The organism is Sphingomonas astragali (genome assembly GCF_051400615.1).
Lineage (GTDB): Bacteria > Pseudomonadota > Alphaproteobacteria > Sphingomonadales > Sphingomonadaceae > Sphingomonas.
The window spans coordinates 1,686,909-1,703,105 of the sequence record NZ_JBLFFH010000001.1; the positions used below are offsets into that span (position 1 = coordinate 1,686,909).

General features: G+C 67.4%; 17 protein-coding genes. 13 read left to right on the forward strand and 4 right to left on the reverse strand.

Features of this window, described 5'->3' with window-relative positions:
- Positions 1–145 precede the first annotated feature (145 nt).
- From ACMGER_RS08080 to infA, 3 genes are all read left to right on the forward strand, one after another.
- Positions 146–448 carry a hypothetical protein gene (locus ACMGER_RS08080; RefSeq protein WP_436811564.1) on the forward strand — a complete coding sequence of 101 codons (303 nt, stop codon included), beginning with the start codon at positions 146–148 and terminating at the stop codon, positions 446–448.
- A gap of 158 nt (positions 449–606) precedes the next feature.
- Positions 607–813, forward strand: a complete 207-nt coding sequence (locus ACMGER_RS08085) for a cold-shock protein (protein ID WP_436811565.1) — start codon at positions 607–609, stop codon at positions 811–813.
- A gap of 4 nt (positions 814–817) precedes the next feature.
- Complete coding sequence (gene infA, locus ACMGER_RS08090) at positions 818–1,081, forward strand: translation initiation factor IF-1 (RefSeq protein ID WP_436811566.1); 264 nt, start codon at positions 818–820, stop codon at positions 1,079–1,081.
- A gap of 36 nt (positions 1,082–1,117) precedes the next feature.
- Here infA and ACMGER_RS08095 read toward each other — a convergent pair whose 3' ends face one another.
- Entirely contained in the window at positions 1,118–1,327 is a 210-nt protein-coding gene (locus ACMGER_RS08095; protein ID WP_436811567.1) for a hypothetical protein, read from the reverse strand.
- Positions 1,328–1,360: 33 nt separating this feature from the next.
- The gene (gene groL, locus ACMGER_RS08100; protein ID WP_436811568.1) at positions 1,361–2,986 is read right to left on the reverse strand and encodes a chaperonin GroEL; all 1,626 of its coding nucleotides are present in this window, start codon (positions 2,984–2,986) and stop codon (positions 1,361–1,363) included.
- Positions 2,987–3,302: 316 nt separating this feature from the next.
- Between groL and ACMGER_RS08105 the strand changes: the two genes are divergently transcribed.
- Positions 3,303–3,425: a hypothetical protein gene (locus ACMGER_RS08105; protein ID WP_436811569.1), complete on the forward strand. Its 123-nt coding sequence runs from the start codon at positions 3,303–3,305 to the stop codon at positions 3,423–3,425.
- Between the two features lie 158 nt (positions 3,426–3,583).
- Positions 3,584–3,778, forward strand: coding sequence for a hypothetical protein (locus ACMGER_RS08110; protein ID WP_436811570.1), 195 nt, complete (start codon positions 3,584–3,586; stop codon positions 3,776–3,778).
- A 170-nt stretch (positions 3,779–3,948) separates the two neighbouring features.
- On the opposite strand, the gene ACMGER_RS08115 is transcribed toward ACMGER_RS08110, so the two are convergent.
- Together ACMGER_RS08115 and ACMGER_RS08120 are read right to left on the reverse strand one after the other, a co-directional pair.
- Positions 3,949–4,593, reverse strand: a complete 645-nt coding sequence (locus tag ACMGER_RS08115) for a TetR/AcrR family transcriptional regulator (protein WP_436811571.1) — start codon at positions 4,591–4,593, stop codon at positions 3,949–3,951.
- 26 nt (positions 4,594–4,619) lie between these two features.
- Positions 4,620–5,456, reverse strand: a complete 837-nt coding sequence (locus ACMGER_RS08120) for a LytTR family DNA-binding domain-containing protein (protein WP_436811572.1) — start codon at positions 5,454–5,456, stop codon at positions 4,620–4,622.
- A 132-nt stretch (positions 5,457–5,588) separates the two neighbouring features.
- Here ACMGER_RS08120 and ACMGER_RS08125 point away from each other — a divergent pair, with 132 nt between their 5' ends.
- The 8 genes from ACMGER_RS08125 to ACMGER_RS08160 all read left to right on the forward strand — a co-directional run bounded on the left by ACMGER_RS08125 (position 5,589) and on the right by ACMGER_RS08160 (position 16,067).
- The gene (locus tag ACMGER_RS08125; RefSeq protein ID WP_436811573.1) at positions 5,589–6,416 is read left to right on the forward strand and encodes a MipA/OmpV family protein; all 828 of its coding nucleotides are present in this window, start codon (positions 5,589–5,591) and stop codon (positions 6,414–6,416) included.
- A 12-nt stretch (positions 6,417–6,428) separates the two neighbouring features.
- The gene (locus ACMGER_RS08130; RefSeq protein ID WP_436811574.1) at positions 6,429–6,557 is read left to right on the forward strand and encodes a hypothetical protein; all 129 of its coding nucleotides are present in this window, start codon (positions 6,429–6,431) and stop codon (positions 6,555–6,557) included.
- Positions 6,554–7,600, forward strand: a complete 1,047-nt coding sequence (locus ACMGER_RS08135; RefSeq protein WP_436811575.1) for an efflux RND transporter periplasmic adaptor subunit — start codon at positions 6,554–6,556, stop codon at positions 7,598–7,600. The genes ACMGER_RS08130 and ACMGER_RS08135 overlap by 4 nt, the downstream gene beginning before the upstream one ends.
- Complete coding sequence (locus tag ACMGER_RS08140) at positions 7,600–10,656, forward strand: efflux RND transporter permease subunit (RefSeq protein WP_436811576.1); 3,057 nt, start codon at positions 7,600–7,602, stop codon at positions 10,654–10,656. Before ACMGER_RS08135 ends, ACMGER_RS08140 begins: the two co-directional genes overlap by 1 nt.
- The gene (locus ACMGER_RS08145) at positions 10,653–12,041 is read left to right on the forward strand and encodes an efflux transporter outer membrane subunit (protein ID WP_436811577.1); all 1,389 of its coding nucleotides are present in this window, start codon (positions 10,653–10,655) and stop codon (positions 12,039–12,041) included. The genes ACMGER_RS08140 and ACMGER_RS08145 overlap by 4 nt, the downstream gene beginning before the upstream one ends.
- 221 nt (positions 12,042–12,262) lie before the next feature.
- Complete coding sequence (locus tag ACMGER_RS08150) at positions 12,263–13,732, forward strand: DUF6683 family protein (RefSeq protein WP_436811578.1); 1,470 nt, start codon at positions 12,263–12,265, stop codon at positions 13,730–13,732.
- 1 nt (position 13,733) lies between these two features.
- Entirely contained in the window at positions 13,734–15,113 is a 1,380-nt protein-coding gene (locus ACMGER_RS08155; RefSeq protein WP_436811579.1) for an alpha/beta hydrolase, read from the forward strand.
- A gap of 228 nt (positions 15,114–15,341) precedes the next feature.
- Positions 15,342–16,067, forward strand: a complete 726-nt coding sequence (locus tag ACMGER_RS08160; RefSeq protein ID WP_436811580.1) for a GntR family transcriptional regulator — start codon at positions 15,342–15,344, stop codon at positions 16,065–16,067.
- Positions 16,068–16,197 lie beyond the last annotated feature (130 nt).

Below are 16,197 nucleotides of genomic sequence, written 5' to 3' on the forward strand. Positions count from 1 at the left end.
TCGCCGTCCAGCCCGAACCGAGATTGTACGGTTGACCGGCTTCCCCTGGCGCATGGGTCGCGCCGACTGCTCCCGAGCAATATACCGGTGATTGGCCGGTGCGCCGGACGATCGCTCATGGTTCCGCCTCGAAAAGGATAACGCAATGCAACCTTCCTCGACCATGTGCCGCGCGCAGGAAGCGCAGCAGCGTGAGCTCGCCTCGAACGCGGTGCTGCCGAACGTACGGCGGATCGCAACGCTTGCTGCGGCCGCCTGGGCCAAGGAAGCGCTCGCCGCCGATAAACGGGAGGAGCGAAGGCGGCTTCGCAGGCTGGATGCCGGGGCGGCGCCGGCACCGCGCCTCGAACAGCCGCTGGATGACGACCGTTTGTTCAGCGAAAATCCTGACCGCGGCTTCGCGGATGTGGACCCGATCCGCAGATTGGGTGCGCTGCCCGCTGCGTGACGGTGCATTGATATTCGCGTTCGAGACCCCACATCCGGCGGGCTATCGTCGCCTGCGACGGAACCGACGCTTCCGGGCCGAACCTTCCCTTTCACGCTTCCTGGCTCCGTGCGCGCCTCGCGCGCGGAAAATCCCATGTTTCGCGAAAGGAACATCCGATGCCCATCGGCAAGGTCAAATTCTTCAACATCGACAAGGGCTACGGCTTCATCGCGCCCGAGGACGGCGGCAACGACAGCTTCGTCCACATCAGCGCGGTCGAGCGCGCCGGCATGACGACGCTGCAGGCCGAGCAGCGGGTGTCGTACGATGTCGAGAACGACCAGCGCGGCAAGCCGTCGGCCGTCAATCTCCAGGCCGTCTGACCAGGTGGCCAAAGAGGAGCTGATGACCTTCGACGGCAGGATCGACGAGATTCTGCCCGACGGGCGCTTCCGCGTCCTGCTCGAGAACGAGCATCAGATCATCGCCTATACGGCGGGGAGGATGCGACGAAACCGCATCCGCTCCGTCGTCGGTGATCGCGTCCAGGTCGAGATGACTCCCTATGACCTCGACAAAGGCCGGATCATCTACCGCGAGCGGACCCCGGGATCGGGGTTCGGCGCACCGCGCGGCACACGCCGCCGCTAGTCATCGCGACGGCGACCGGACACCGGGACTGCCTCGCTATTTGGTGGCGATCTCGTTCGTCTCCGCTCGAAATTCCTCGCAGACAAACGCCTTCGCCGCGGTCTGTGTCCTGAAGGCATCTTCGAGCAGTTCGCTCGACACGAGCGGGTAGCCCTGCGAGTTGAACCGCGTGGTGCGCACGGTCACCCGAAACACGCCTTCGTCGTCCTTGGTGATGAGATAAGGGCGGACGGGCACTCTCGACATTGCGATACTCCTGAGATGGAATGGTGGGCTGGATCAGAAGCCGCCGCTCGGAGCCATCGTCGGCGAGGCCGGCGAGCTTTCCGAGAAATCGACGATGGCGGCTTCGGTGGTGAGGAGCAGGCCCGCGACCGACGCGGCGTCCTGCAGCGCCGAGCGGACCACCAGCGTCGGATCGATCACGCCGGCTTCAATGAGGTTCTCATAGTGTTCGGTCTGGGCGTTGAAGCCGATGTCCTGGTCGTTACCGCCGATCAGCCGGGCGGCGACGACGCCGCCGTCATGGCCGGCATTCTCCGCGATCTGACGGAGCGGCGCCGACAGCGCCTTGCGGATGATATCGATGCCGCGTGTCTGATCGTCATTCGCACCTTTCCTGCCGTCGAGCGCGCGACATGCGTAGAACAGCGCAGCGCCGCCGCCGGGGACGATACCCTCCTCGACCGCAGCGCGGGTCGCGTGCAGTGCATCGTCGAGTCGATCCTTGCGCTCGCGCATCTCGACTTCGGTCGACGCGCCGACCCGGATGATCGCAACCCCGCCCGCGAGCTTGGCCAACCGATCCTGGAGCTTCTCCTGGTCATATTCGCTCGTGCTGAGCTCGATCTGCTGCTTGAGCATCGCGACCCGGCCGGCAATGGCGGCGCTATCGCCCGCGCCGTCGACGATCGTCGTGTCATCCCGGTCGATCGTCACGCGTCGGGCACTGCCGAGCATGTCGAGCGTGACCCCCTCCAGCCGAATACCAAGGTCGGGCGAGACCAGCACGCTGTCGGTGAGGATCGCGATATCCTCGAGCATCGCCCGGCGGCGATCGCCGAACCCCGGTGCCTTGACCGCGGCGACCTGAAGACTGCCGCGCAGCTTGTTGACCACCAGCGTGGCGAGCGCTTCGCTCTCGACGTCCTCGGCGACGATCAGCAACGGACGGCCCGACTGCGCCACTGCCTCCAGCACCGGCAGCAGCGCGCGCAGGTCCGAAAGCTTCTTCTCGTGGATCAGGATGTGGGGATTCTGCAGATCGACCGTCATCTTTCCGGCATCGGTGACGAAATAGGGACTGAGATAGCCGCGGTCGAACTGCATTCCCTCGACGATCTCGAGCTCGAACGCCGTGCCTTGCGCATCCTCGATCGAGATCACGCCTTCCTTGCCGACCTTGTCCATCGCCGCGGCAATCATCCGGCCGATCTCCTCATCGCCATTGGCCGAGATGATTCCGACCTGGGCGATCTCGGCGTTGTTCGACACCGCGCGCGACCGCGCCTTCAACTCCTCGATCACCTGCGCGACGGCGAGATCGATGCCGCGCTTGAGCTCGATCGGGCTGACGCCGGCCGAAACCGACTTCATCCCCTCGCGGACGATCGCCTGGGCGAGCACGGTAGCGGTGGTAGTGCCGTCGCCGGCATGATCCTGGGTCTTTGAGGCGACGGCGCGGAGCATCTGAGCGCCGAGGTTCTCGAACCGGTTCCTGAGCTCGATCTCCTTGGCGACGGTGACGCCGTCCTTGGTGATGTGCGGCGCGCCGTAGCCCTTGTCGAGCACCACGTTACGGCCCTTCGGCCCCAGCGTGACCCGCACCGTATCGGCGAGCATGTCGACGCCGCGTGCGATGCTGTCGCGCGCATCTCGCGAGAATTTGATGTCCTTGGCTGGCATGGATGTCGGCCGTTCCAGTCGCTGGGGCCGCGACGAAGGCGTCGCTCTCACAACCGGAAGCCAGCGCCGCCATTTGCGAATGGGCACGTCCGCCAAGCGGTGTGCCGATCGACTCCATGTGGGCGTTGGGACCGTCTCTGGCAAGCCCGGCCGTTGCGCTGTCGCCTGTCGGTTGCGAATGCCGTCAAGTCGGGGCCGTCGTGCCTATGCGCATTCCGGACTGGTACGGGCTTGCGCCAGGGTGTAGGCCGGATCGCTGCTCCAATCCGGGTCAGAGCGTTGGCCGACAGGCTCGAACGCGAAGGAGGAGCGACCAATGGCCAAGAGCCAGCGCAAGGGCAACAAGGAAGTCCGCAAGCCCAAGAAGCCCGAGCCGCCCAAGCGGAACGCATCCAATCCGTCGGTGAAGGGAGTTCCGGCGCCGAATTCGGCGAAGTGAGCGACTGAAGCCGATCTTCCCTGCGGACTGGATCGCCTTCGATCGTGCGGCAACGACTTCGCGGCTCGGCCGGGTTTGGAGGTGTCGGTGCCGTTCGAGGCACGCATGGCATTCGCCTTCCTGCAGTCGCGCCGAACCGCGGCGCATGGAGCTTCGAAATGGAACTGAGACTGATGGTTGCCTATGCGCTGATGCTGCTCATGGCGCTGCTCGTCGCCGCAGTCGTCGGCTATTACATTTACCATTCTCACGCGCGCAGCTATGCGCGGCGTCTGCGCCGCGAAGCCAGAGGCTCTGCGGAGCGCGCGTCGGCAAAGGATCAGCGCCGCCAAGCTGACCGGAATCCTCCATAGTAACGGCGGTCGCATAGCGTTCGACCGCCGCGTGATCACCGCGGCGCGCTGCTCGGTCTCCTCGGGCGTCGCGTGACGCCAGCCGGCGGCATAGCCGCCGAGCAGGACGAGCTTGATCGAAATTCGGCCGGCAGGCCGGCAATTAAGAGAAGATCTAAGAGAAGATCGACTTACGACCTAACGCCCCGCCGTTGGGCCAATTTAGGCCGGCTTTCTTCGCTGGAGCCGATCAATGACAATAGCATTTCCAGCTGGGGTCGCACAGCCTCGGCGATCGGCCGATCAAGGCGGGCGCGACCCGCTAGATGAAGCATCGCAAGCCCATGGACGGTCGACCAGACGAAATACCCGACCTCGGTGAGCCGGGCGTCGTCCATCCCGGGTATCGCGGGCCGCAGCAGATCGATCAGGAAATGCCAGCTCGCGGCTTGCCGCGCCGGGGCATCGGACTGAGGTGCGACGTCGCCAAGCCATTCGTCGAACATCAGCCGATATTCATGCTCGTGCCCGATCGCGAACTCGAGATAGGCGACGGCGGTGGCGCGCAGGCGCGCGCGCGGATCGGCGTGCCCGCCGGCACCCGCGCGTAGCGCTGCGGTGAACCGTCCGGAAATCTCCCATTTGAGGTCGCGGAGCAGTTCCTCCTTGTCGGCATAGTAGCGATAGGCGGTCATAGCACTGATACCGAGCGAGGCGGCGAGTCTGCGCATAGAGAGGTTGCGGGCGCCGTGAGCCCGCACCTGATCGAGCGCGGCCTTCCGCAGCACCGCGCGGGTCTCGTCATGATCGGCAGCGACTGCCCAGCGGGTGCGCAACTCGGGATCGGGGAGGCAGGCGGCGCTCATGTGAGGCCGAGCAACTCGCAGACCGCGGCGGCATAAGGCTGCGACACCGGCACGACCAGACCGTTGGCGAGCTCGAGCCGCAGCGTCCGGCCCGCTCGCGCCCCGGACTTGACTGCATCGCGCGCCACCCACCACGAGCGATGCACGCGCATTCCCGCCGATTCCTCCATCGCCGCCACCGCGTCGCGCATTCGCATGAGGATCAGTCCCGAACCCTCGGGGGTGTAGACGCGGACATAATGATCCTCGGTCTCCAGGCACAGGATCGGTCCGTGCAGATGCGCAGGGATGCGGGTCCGGACCGGGCAAGGCGCGATGGGAGCCGAGGCCGCGCGTGGAGGTTGGGGAGCCGGAGACCGCTCGTCACTCGTCGGCTCCGCCGTGACGCGCGGGCGCCGATCGGGCCAGCGTAGCGGACCGCCGAACACCGCGGTTGAAACTAGGGTCAGCCCGGCGCCGATCAGCAATGTCTTGGGATAGAGGTGCAGCAGCTTGTGCCAATCCGGCGTGAAGTCGAACAGTGCCTGGGTGGCCGGAGCCACGAACAGCAGCATCGGCACCGCGGCGAGCGCCACCTTGAGCGCCAGCCGCCGGGTTTCGGTCAGCCGGCCGGCGAGCGGGCTGCGATCGATCAGCAGGTCGACTGCCATCAGCATCACGAACCACAGCGCCGACAGGCCGATCCAGAAGCCGATGCGCTGGAGCGGCTCGCTCTCATAGGTCCTGAACGGCCCTAGCACCGCCAGCACCAGGCCGAGTCCCACGCCGAGTCCGATCTCGGCCCAGATCCGCTCGACCGGACCGGGAAGCGGCGAAATCGCGAAATCGCGCATGGGTTACCTCCGATTGGCGCGCTTACAGCGTAAACTCACGAAGCGATTCGACGCAACCACGTAGTTGCCGTCGCGGCACCGCGGCGGTTGCGGATAGCGGGGAAGCACCGTTCCCCACCTCCGGAGCCGTTCATGCCCCGCACGTTCCCGCCGCTGCTCGTCGCCTTTGCGTTGCCGCTGTTGCCCACACCCGCGCTCGCGCAGACCGCCGCCGAGGAGGCGCCGCCGCCGATCGACGAGGAGGAGGGTTGGTCGGGATTCGTCGCGATCGGCCCCGGCGCGGCGCCACGCTATGAGGGAGCGGACGACTACCGCGTCCTGCCGCTGGCGATCGGCACGATCCGCAATCGCGACGTCTCGATCGAGTTCCTCGGAGCGGGTCTGCGCGCCGATGTGATCCCGAGCGCCACGATTGCTGCCGGCCCGCTCGTCAGCCTGCGGCTGGGGCGCGACGACGATGCTGGTGGCCAGGTCGCGCTGCTCGACAAGATCGACAACGCGGTCGAGCTCGGCGGTTTCGTTGGGCTGAGGCTTGGCGGCGATGTGCTCGGTCAGGGCCAGGTGCAGCTCGACCTGTCGGCGCGCGCCGATGTAGCCGGAGCGCATGACGGCGTGCTGGTCTCGGCCAGCGCCGGCTATGTCGCAGTGCGTTCGCCGCGCTTCTCTCTCGCGCTCGACACCCAGGTGAGCTGGGGCGACGCCGCCTATACCCGCACCTATTTCGGCATCACTCCAGCCGAGACCGCGCGTACCGATCTCGCCGCCTATCGCCCGGGTGCATCGCTGCGCGACATCGGCGCCGGTGCAACGCTCGGCTATCAATTCGACCGGCGCTGGGGCCTGATCGGACGCCTGTCGTGGACCTATCTGGTCGGCGACGCCGCCGACAGCCCGATCGTTCGCGAAGAGGGCTCGCGCCATCAGGGCCTCGCCGGGCTCGCGCTGTCCTATCGCTTCTAGGGAAGTGCCGGTGTGGGTTGGTGGAAGCGACTGCTGCTCGCCCTCGCCGGGCTGGCGCTGATCGCCACCGGTCTCGGCTGGCCGCTGATCTGCCGCGGTACCCACACCCTGTCCCCGCAAACGGAGCCCGACGACCGATGACCAATCCCAGGCGCAACCTGCTCGCCGTGACGCTGGCGACGGGGCTGTTCGCCGGCTGCGCCGCCGAGGAGCCTCAGGCGAGTGAACCGGAGCCGCTTCCCGTCGAGGTGGTTTCGGTGAATCCCGAAACTGCCAAGGGCGTCGTCTCGGCAGTGGGGCGGATCGCGCACCAGCGCGAGATGACGCTCGCCTTCCGCGTGCCGGGAACGCTTGCCAGGCTGGAGGTCGACCTCGGTGACCGCGTGCGGCGCGGCCAGCGCCTCGCAGAACTCGACGCGCGCGACCTTGCGGCACGGGTTGCCCGGGCCGAAGGCGACGTCCGCCGTGCCGAGCGGGCGCTCGCGCGCTACGCGGTGCTCAATGAGAGCGGTGCGGTGGCGCGTGCACGCTACGAGGACGAGCGCACCACGCTCGACCAGGCGAATGCGGCGTTGCGTGCGGCGGTGTTCGACCGCGAATCCGCCCGGCTCCTAGCCCCGGCCTCGGGCGTGGTGCTGGAACGGATCGCCCAGGCGGGCGAAACGCTCGCGGTCGGTCAGGGCGTGCTGCGCATTGCCGATAGCACCAGTCCGCTGCTGGTGCGCGTGCCGGTGCCCGAGGGGCAAGTCGGGCGCGTCCGGTCTGGCGCGGCGGCACGACTCTCGATCGGGGTGCGGCCTCCGGTCCTGGGCACCGTGGGCCGGGTCGGCGCCAGCGTTGATCCGCGGACCGGTACCGCGGAGGTCGAGGTGCGGCTCCCGGACGCAAGCGAGCTGGTCAGCGGCATGACCGGTAATGTCGAGATCGAAGCCGCGAGCGCGCCCGGTGGCGAGCTGACGGTTGTGCCGGCAGAGGCCGTGCTCGAAGCCAAGGGCGACCGCGCGACGCTGTTCCTCTACGACCGCCGAACCCAGCGCGCGCGGCGGCAGACCGTACGCTTCGCCGGCTTCGCCGCCGAGGACGCGCTGGTCGTGGGCCTGCCCGCCGGCGCACAGGTGATCACCGCCGGCGCCGGCTTCGCGAGCGATGGCCAACGCGTGCGCGTGACCGGAGGCCGCCGCTGATGCGCTTCAATCCCGCCGCTTTCTTCGTCCGGCGCTGGCAGTTCACATTGGTGCTGTTCGCATTGTTCACCTTGCTTGGGGTCAACGCCTTCATGGCGATTCCGCGCACCGAGGATCCGCAATTCCCTTCGCCGTTCATGACCGTGCGCACCGTGATGCCCGGCGCGACGCCCTATGAGATGGAGCAGCTCGTCGCCCGGCCGATCGAGGACGCACTCGACGCGCTCGATGATGTCGAGGAGGTTCGTTCGACCAGCGCCGACGGCACGTCCCAGGTTCGGGTCGAGTTCACCTGGGGCACCAATGCCGACCGCAAGTACGACGAGGTAGTGCGCGAGGTGAATGCGCTGCGTCCGCGCCTTCCCGCCGGCGTGACGCGTATGGACGTGCTGCGTGCGCGCACGATCGAGGTCTCGATCATGGAGGTGGCGCTGGTCAGCGAACAGCTGCCGATGCGCCGGTTGGAGAAGGTCGCCGATCGGCTGCGCGAGGCGATCCAGCGCGTGCCCGGCGTGCGCGACGCGGGCTACTGGGGTGCGCCGCAATCGGAGATGCGCGTCACGCTCGACCTCGGCCGGCTGGCGCAGCTCCGTCTGCCCGCGAGCGCGGTGGTGGATGCGCTCGCCCGCGCCGGCGTCGAGGCGCCGATCGGCGCGGTCCATGCCGGCGACCGGCGGTTGACGGTGCGTCAGGGCGGCGCGTTCGACAGCATTGCCGCGGTCGAGGCAGTGCCGGTCGCGAGCGTGACCGGCCGCGTCATCCATGTCCGCGACGTGGCGAGGGTCATGTGGGAGACGGCCGAGCCCGAGCACATCACCCGCTTCGGCGGCCGGCGCGCGCTGCTCGTCTCGGCGACTCAGAAGGAAGGTGCGGACGTCACCGCCATCACCCGCGAGCTGCGCCGGACGCTTGACGAATTCGAGAGAACGTTGCCCGGCGGCGTGAGGCTCGAGCGCGCCTTCTTCCAGGCCGACAACGTCAGTCGCCGGCTTGGCGGGCTCACTCGGGATTTCGTACTGGCGCTGACGATCGTCGCGATCACCTTGCTGCCGCTTGGACTGCGCGCGGCAGGCGTCGTGATGGTATCGATTCCGCTGTCGCTGCTGATGGGACTGGCACTGATCCATGCCTTCGGCTTCGGTCTCAACCAGCTTTCGATCGCGGGCTTCGTGCTGTCGCTGGGGTTGCTGGTCGACGATTCGATCGTGGTGACCGAGAACATCGCCCGGCGCTTGCGCGAAGGCGAGGACCGGACGACCGCGGCGGTCAACGGCACCGGCCAGATCGCGCTGGCGGTGATCGGCTGTACCGGCTGCCTGATGCTTGCCTTCCTGCCGCTGATGATGCTGCCAGAAGGGTCGGGTGCGTTCATCCGCTCACTGCCGATGACGGTGATCGCCACTGTCGCGGCGTCGTTCGTGGTGGCGATGACCGTGATCCCCTTCGTCGCCAGCCGTCTGCTCTCGCGGCACGAGGAGCCCGAAGGCAATCGTCTGCTGCGCGCGATCAATCGTACGATCCACACCGTCTACCGGCCCGTGCTCCACTATGGACTGGCGCGGCCGTGGCGCACGTTGGCCGCGTTGCTGGCCCTGTGTCTTCTCACCGTACCGTTGCTCGGCGCGATCGGCTCCAGCCTGTTCCCGCCGGCCGAGACGCCGCAATTCCTGATCCGAGTGGAGACGCCGGAGGGTAGCGCGCTCGCCAGGACCGACCGTGCGTTGGCGTTCGTCGAGCGGCGGTTGGCCCGCGAGCCCGGCGTCGCCTGGCACATGGCCAATGCCGGGCGCGGCAACCCGCAACTCTACTACAATGTCGGCCAGCAGGAGCCCGCGCCCAATTTCGGCGAGGTGGCGGCGGCGCTGTCCGCCTGGCGTCCCGGGACGAGCGACGAGCAGATCGAACGGCTGCGGCGCGAGTTCGCCGCCTACCCGGGCGCCAAGATCAGCGTCCACACCTTCGAGCAAGGGGCGCAGACCGAGGCGCCGGTGGCGATCCGGATCAGCGGGCCGGACCTCGCCACGCTCAAGGCGCTCGCTCGTGCCGCTGAGATCGCGCTGACCGCCACTCCCGGTGTGCGCGACGTCGGCAATCCGCTGCGGCTCGACCGCACCGATCTGTCGCTCGGCATCGACGAGGGCAAGGCGGCGGCGCTCGGCGTCGCGGCGGGGGAGGCGCGCCGGATTACCCGGCTGGCGCTCACAGGCGAGCCGGCCGCGCGCTTCCGCGACGTCGACGGCGACGATTATCCGGTGACGGTTCGGATGCCGATGGGCGCGCGCAACGAACTCGCCGCGCTCGATCGGATCCATGCGCCGGCCGCGGACGGGGCGGCGGTACCACTTTCCGCCATCGCCGCGCCGGAGGCCGAGGGCGGCCCGGCGCGGATCGACCGGCTCAACCGCGACCGCACCGTCACCGTCACCGCCCACGTCCGCCAGGGCTTCCTCACCTCGCGGGTGACGCAGGACGCGCTGCGCCGCGTCGAGCAGGCCCTGACGCTGCCGCCCGGCTATCGCCTGTCGCTGGGCGGCGAGGCGGAGGCTCAGGCGGACAGCTTCGCAGGCCTCGGCGCCGCGATCCTGATCGCGGTGCTCGGCATACTCGCGGTGCTGGTGCTCGAGTTCGGCCGCTTCCGAACCGTCGCGGTGGTGGCGGGGATCATCCCGCTCGGGCTGTTCGGCGCGGTCGCGGCGCTGTGGCTGACCGGCTACTCGCTGTCCTTCACCGCCACGATCGGGCTGGTCGCGCTGATCGGGATCGAGATCAAGAACTCGATCCTGCTGGTCGACTTCACCGAGCAGCTCCATGCCGAAGGCCTCGGCATCCGCGAGGCGATCGAGCGCGCGGGCGAGGTGAGGTTCCTGCCGGTGCTGCTGACCTCGGTAACGGCGATCGGCGGGCTGCTGCCGCTCGCGATCGAAGGATCGGGCCTCTTTTCGCCGCTGGCGATCGCGATCATCGGCGGCCTCGTTTCCTCCACCGTCCTGTCGCGCATCGCCACGCCGGTCATGTATCTGCTGCTCGCCGGCCGCAGCCAGAGGACGCCGGCATGAAACGCCACCTGATCGTGATCCTGTTCCTGCCGCTCGGCGGCTGCATGGCGGGCAGCGACTATCGCGCCCCCGCGATCGATGTTGCTCCCGAATGGCGCGGTCCGCCGTCGGCGCCGGTCGGGGCGGATGCGGAATGGTGGAAGGCATTCGGCGATCCTGCGCTCGACCGGCTGGTGGCGCTGGCGCTGGCGCAGAATCTGGACATCGAGCAGGCGATGGCGCGCGTCGATCAGGCCCGCGCGGCGCTGCAGGGGGCGGGGGTTGCGCTGCTGCCCGGCGGATCGATCGACGCGAATGCCGCGCGGGTCCGCCAGTCGACCGAGAGCGGCCTCGGCCAGCTCGCCGGACTGGCGCCGGGCTTCAGCCGCACCGTCGGCCAATATGACGTTTCCGCCGGCGCGAGTTGGGAACTCGATCTCGCCGGCGGCCTCCGGCGCGGGCGCGAGGCGGCCGCCTATGAATATGAAGCGGCCGTGGCGACCGGTGCGACGATGCGCCTGACGATCGCCGGCGAGGTGACCGACGCCTATGTGCAACTCCGCGCATTCCAAGCGCAGCACGTCATCGCGACCGAGCAGACGACCGCTGCCGAACGGCTCGCGCGCCTCGTCGCCCAGCGTGAGCAGGTCGGCGAGGCCTCGCGGCGCGAACGGGAGCAGGCTGTCGCCGCCGCCGCGGCGGCGATGGCGTCGATCGCGCCGCTGGCCGCCGGGATCGAGGCACAGCTCAATCGTCTCGCGGTACTCACCGGACGCGAGCCACAGGCCGACCGGCTCGGGCTCGATGCGCCCGGCGCCATTCCCGCGGCGATGCTCGGTGGGGCGGGCGCGCCCGCCGATCTGCTCCGCCGGCGCCCCGATCTGGTCGCGGCCGAGCGGCGGCTGGCGGCGTCGCATACCCGCGTCAGCGCTGCGCTGGCGGAATATTATCCCAGCTTGTCGTTGTCGGGGCTGCTCGGCTTCCAGGCCAATGCTGCATCGGACCTACTCACCAGCCGGGCCAATGTGATCCAGGGTGTCACCGGTCTGCGCTGGCGACTGTTCGATTTCCCGCGCATCGACGCCGAGGTCGCTGCCGCGCGCGGGATCGAGCGCGAGGCGCTGGCGGCCTATCGCCAATCGGTGCTGCGCGCCGCCGAGGACGTCGAGACCAGCTTCGCGGCGTTCGTGCAGAACCACCTCCGGGCAAAAGCGTTGGTGCGGCAGGTCGAGGCCCGGCGTAGCGCACGCCACCTCGCCGAACAGGCGTGGAACACGGGTGAGGTCAGCCTGATCGAAGTGCTGGAGTCGGAACGCGATCTGCTCGCCGCCAGATCGGCGCTTGCGGGCGCCGAGGCCGAGGCGGCGCGCAGTCTGATAGCCTGCCGCCGCGCACTCGGCGGATGAGAAGGCAGAGATGCCTATGAAGCTGCTCAAACAGCTCGCTCTTGCGTTTAAATCGTTGCCGTGCGGATGTTTGTGCCCCTCCATGGCGGACTCCAGGCTTGAAGATCGTAGTTCCATTTTCAGCGGCCCGGCGCGGCCGTCACACGGCCTATCTCGCCTGTCATATGCGTTTCGCTCGATGGAGTCAGGCTCCTGCTCCGAATATCCTGGGGAGGGGCACCATGTATCGCCGGCTGATCTCGATCGTGCTGCTCGTCTCGATCCATGGCTCCCAGGTTGGCGCCCAGACCAGCTTCTCCGGCCCGCTCAGCCCTGGCGCCTTCGAGCAGACGTTGAATAACGGACCGATCGCCGACACACTGCGCCGAGCGAATCCCCAAGAAGAGAATGCCGCGCGGCAGCCGGCCTCTGCCACCACGCGCTTCGTCCGCGATCCTGCGCTTCTGAAGGCGAAGCAAGACCAGATCGTCGCCGCGATGCGCCGGCAGTCGCCGGAGGCGGCTGCCGAGCTGGAGAAGCTGTTCGCGCAGGACCTCATCGGTATGGTGGAGCCGGAGCTGCGCCGCATGGGCCTGAGCGACCGGGACATGGCCGACATGACCGCGGCCTATTGGATCACCGCCTGGGAAGCTGCGAACGGGATCGTCGGCCGGAAGACCGATCCCGCCGTCGCGAGGGGCGCCCGCGGTCAACTCGCACGGACTCTTGCAGCCAATCCTGCCCTCGGCCGGATGAGCGACCGCGACAAGCAGGAGGTCGCGGACACCATGTTCCTGCAGGCCATCCTCGTCGAGGCGCGGATGGACAGCGCCGCCAAGGCAGGCCCCGCCATGCAGAAGCGGATGAGCGACACGATTCACGGCGAGGCCAGTCAGCTCCTCAAGACGGACCTGAGGCAGGTGACGCTGAGCAGCGAAGGCTTCGCGCCTGCGACAGCTTCCACGGCGGCACGAACCGGCGACGCCGGGGAGGCCGGCCCATCGCCCGTGCCGGCGGCGTCTGCCGGACCGCCGGTCGCGCATCCCGAGAACTGGGCGCAGGTCGAAGGCGTCTATTTCCGATCCTTCACCGGCTTCGGTGTCGGCGGCATGGTGACATCTGATTTCGAGCCTTTGGTGTTCTTTCGCGATGGCAGCTATTACGAGGTCGAGGGGGAGGCCGTCGAAGACGTGGACCTTGCCGCCAGCCGTCGTGCCCAGCCGGCCAGATGGGGCCGCTGGTCGAGAAGCGGCGCCGGATTCACCCTCGTCGATCACAAGGGCAAGTCCTCCCGTGAGGAGCTTCAGGACGGCAGCTTCTTCAAAGCCTTTCCCGCTGAAGCGGGTGGCAATCGCTTGGCCGCCAAATACAGCCGCGTGTCGGGAGGCGGCAATTCCGCCCTCGGCGGCGAGATGACGATCGCCGCCCAGAACGACCTCACCTTCGCGGCAGACGGTCGCTACACGAGGGCGTCTGCCGCCGGCGCGATCGGATCGGGAAGCATCACCGGCGTGGCCACCTCCGCCTATAGCCGCAAGCCGGCCCAGGGCATCGGCCGCTATCGGATCGAGCGGCACACGATCACCTTCATCGAGCCCCATGGACAGACGCGCCGCCAGTTCTTCGCCTTCGGATCCCGCAGGACACCGCCGCAGCCTGCCACCAATATGATCTTCATCGGAGATCGCGTTTTCGTCGTGATGGACGATTAGGATGGTCAAGCGCCAGCGACAGGCGACGCCCGGGTCTGCACCGCAAGGATGCAGTTTCTGCGCCGCCGAGCGTCGCGGTGTTGGAACTCGCCGTCGTTCTTCTCTCGGCTATTTACTCGGAGCTATTTGGGCGCCGGCCGGCATCCTGAAAATGTCGTTCCTGCCTCCTACCGGCCAGGTCTTTGCATTGCGTCCGGTCCGGACCAAGTTGACTTGGAGGGAATTGAACCGACAAATATCGCGATTGAATCGCCGCGGCAGAATCCGCGGATCAGGGGGAGGGGAGTGTCAGATCGTGGCAACAAGATCGACCCATCTACCGGGCATGGCGATGGCGTTGGCGTTGGCAGGGCTCGGGACGGGAGTTCCTGCGGCGGCGCAGATGACAACCAGCGTTCCGGCGCCGGTGCCCGGCGCGCCACCGGTGACGATCGAGCGGATCAAGGTGCATTCGCCTGCGATCGAGGGAAATCTCGAAGGCGAAACCGCCGACCGCGATGTGCTAGTGGTTCTGCCCCCAAGCTATACGAAGAACCCGCGCAAGCGCTACCCGGTGCTCTATGCGCTCCATGGCTATTCGATCGGCGCCGAGCAGTGGATCAAGGAAATCCATGTTCCCCAGACGATCGAGGGCGCCTTCGCCAAGGGCGCGAAGGAGATGATCGTCGTGCTTCCGGACAGCAAAACGGTCCACAACGGCTCGATGTACTCCAGCTCGGTCACCACTGGCGATTTCGAGGCATTCGTATCGCGCGACCTGGTGCGTTTCATCGACGCCCGCTACCGCACGATTGCCGCGCGCGAGAGCCGTGGGCTCGCCGGCCATTCGATGGGCGGCTATGGCACGGCACGGATCGGCATGAAGCACCCCGAGGTGTTCGGGGCGATCTACATGATGAGCCCGTGCTGCCTGTCTCCGCGCGATCCCGGGCAATTCGATCCCGCGGCAAGCGCGGCGTTGACGAAGGTCAAATCGTTTGAGGAGGCGGCGAAGCTGAAGTGGGGCGAGCGCGCGCAGCTTGCGACTGCCGCGGCATGGTCACCCAACCCGAAGAACCCGCCCTTCTTCCTCGACCTGCCGGTCAACGACGGCGCGGTGCAGCCGGAGGTGCTGGCCAAATGGGCGGCGAACGCGCCGCTTGCCTTCCTTGATCAATATGTAGGCAATCTGCGACAATATCGCGCGATCGCGATCGATGTCGGCGACCGCGACGGGCTCAAGGGCGACGCGCAGAAGCTGCACGAGGCGCTCGACCGCTACGGCATTGCCAACGGCTTCGAAATCTATCCGGGCGATCATACGAGCGATGTCGCGGCGCGGTTCCAGGATCACGTCCTGCCGTTCTTCAGCCGCAGCCTGGCGTTCGAAGCTCGTCGGTGATCCCGTGTACGTGGGTGCGAAACCCTCGGGCGAGCACGACCTTCGGCATCAGTTCGACGTTGGACGACGCGGAGCTGTCAGCTCTCAAATACGAGAAAGATATGTCGTCAACATGGGGCGCCGCGGGCGTTCCATGTTGCGACGCAGACGGGGAGTTCGCAATAACGTAATCGCTATTTGGACGATGATATCCTATATGCCTCGCATCTGAATATATAAGCCGTGACCATGTCCGATCTGCAGAACATGTCCCAACCCTCCGGTGCCATCGGTCCCGCCGCGCGCCCCGCCTCCGGGCCGACGCTGGTGGAGCGCGCCTATAAGCATCTTCTCTCGATGCTGATGACGGTGAAGATCGCGCCGGGCGAGCGCATTCCGATCGATACTGTAGCGCGGCAGCTGGGTATCTCGCAGACGCCGATTCGCGAGGCGCTGAGCCAGTTGGAAGCGGAGAAGCTCGTCTACAAGACGACCAATGTCGGCTACCGCGCCAGTCCGCAGATGACGCCGGAGGAGGTGCACGACCTCTATACGCTGCGACTGCTGATCGAGCCCTATGCCGCCGCGCGCGCGGCTGAGCGTATGGACGACGAGGCGCTGTCCATCCTCCAGTCGATCCAAGCAGAGATGGACGCGGTGGTCGAGCGCGATGAGCAGGCCTATGCTCGGTTCGCCGAGGCAGATGCGCAGCTCCATCAGTTGATCGCGAAAGGCAGCGGAAACCGCCTGATCGAGGAGACGATCGAGCGGCTGCACGCGCATCTCCAGATCTTCCGTTCGCTCTACCAGAACAGCGCGCAACCCAACGCGCCCGAGGTGGCGGCGCGGGAGCATCAACGCATCATCGCCGCCCTGCTGGCGCATGATCCCGTCGCGGCCGAACAGTCGGTGCGCGATCACCTGACCTGCTCGCAGCAGCGGATGGACAGAGTGAACGGCACGCCTCGCGGCTGAGCGCACGGCCCCCGGCGAAGGGCGGCGCGGCGGAGTTCCGGCGGCGTGGAAAGCGGCTTGACGCGTCAGCCGCAACCACCTACGACGATCCGAGCCAGATCATATAGGATATGAAATAGATCTGGAGAGG